The sequence below is a fragment of the Streptomyces sp. NPDC002671 genome, assembly GCF_053592475.1.
Genome location: NZ_JBSFVU010000163.1, coordinates 1 through 1,601, shown reverse-complemented (window position 1 = coordinate 1,601; position 1,601 = coordinate 1). Strand labels below are relative to the sequence as shown.

Here is a 1,601-nt window from a genome sequence, read left to right as displayed (position 1 = left end):
CCCTCGAACACGACCGCCACCGCATCGGGCGTCCCCGCCACCTGCGCCTCGAACAACTCCGAAAGCGTCGACTGCGGCACCTCGACCGCCGTGTCGTTCCACTCCACCAACACCCGACGCCGCTCGGTCTCGTCCAGCACATCCACCGCACCCAGCCGCAGCCCGGGCTCCTCGACCACCGCGCCCACGACGCGCACCAGGCCCTCGACCAGACGCTCCACCGAACCCGCATCGAACAGGTCCGCCGCCGCGATCACCGCACCACGCAACCCCCCAGGCGCACCGTCCGGCCCGAACACCTCCCCCACCGTCAGCTCCAGATCGAACTTGGCCACCGCTACACCAGCCGAAGCTCCCCGCGCCTGCGCACCCGGCAGATCCACGACCGCACCGGCGTTGTTCTGCAAGCTCAGCATCACCTGGAACAACGGATGCCGGGCCAGCGAGCGAGCCGGGGCCAGTTCCTCGACCAGACGCTCGAAGGGCACATCCTGATGCGCGAATGCCGACAGACTCGCCTCCCGCACACGGGAAAGCAGCTCACGAAACGTCGGGTCCCCCGACAGATCCGTACGCAACACCAGCGTATTGACGAAGAACCCGACGAGGTCGTCGAGAGCGACATCGCTGCGGCCGGCGTTCGCCGACCCGATCGGGATGTCCGCCCCCGCACCCAGACGGGACAGCAGTACCGCCAGAGCAGCCTGGAGCACCATGAACGGTGTCACACCCTCGGCCCGCGCCACCTCCACCAGACGCGCATGCACCCCCGACGAAATGTCGAAGGGAACTCCGAGTCCGCGGTGGCTCGCCACGGACGGACGCGACCGGTCGTAAGGCAGCGTCAGCTCCTGGGGCGCACCCGCCAACGTCTCACGCCAGTAGGCAACCTGACGGGACAGCACACTCTCCGGGTCGTCCTCGTCGCCCAGGAGTTCGCGCTGCCACAGTGCGTAGTCCGCGTACTGCACCGGCAACGGCTCCCACTGCGGGGCTCGCCCCGCACACCGTGCCTCGTACGCCACCGACACGTCCCGCGCCAACGGCCCCATCGACCAGCCATCCGCGGCGATGTGATGCACCACGACCACCAGCACCTGCTCATCGGGAACAGCACGGAACAACCAGGCACGAATGGGAACTTCCACCGACAGGTCGAACGCACAACCCGCCGCCTCCGCCACCGCGGCATCCACGTCCGCCCCAACGACATCGACGACCCGCAACTCCCAGTCCAGATCCGCCACATCCACAACCCGCTGGAACGGCTCACCGCTGTCGGTGGTCGCGAACACCGTCCGCAACACCTCATGCCGGCCGATCACATCCCGCAGCGCGGCACCCAGCGCCCCCGCGTCCACCTCACCCGTCAAACGCAGCACCGTCGGCAGGTTGTAAGTGGCACTCGGACCCTCCAACTGACCGATGAACCACAGACGGCGCTGCGCGAACGACACCGGCACCCGCTCCGGACGCTCCCGCACCGCCAACGCCACCCGGGCACGATCAGCCCCGGCCAAACGAGCCGCAAGACCAGCCACCGTCGGCGCCTCGAACAACGCCCGCAACGACAACTCAACCCCGAACACCGACCGCACCCG

1 protein-coding gene is annotated in these 1,601 nt (G+C 68.6%); it reads right to left on the bottom strand.

Translation table 11 applies throughout. The features are described 5' to 3' along the window. Positions 1–1,601, bottom strand: a 1,601-nt coding sequence (locus ACWD35_RS45455) for a condensation domain-containing protein (protein WP_451357174.1), incomplete at both ends; no start/stop codon positions are given.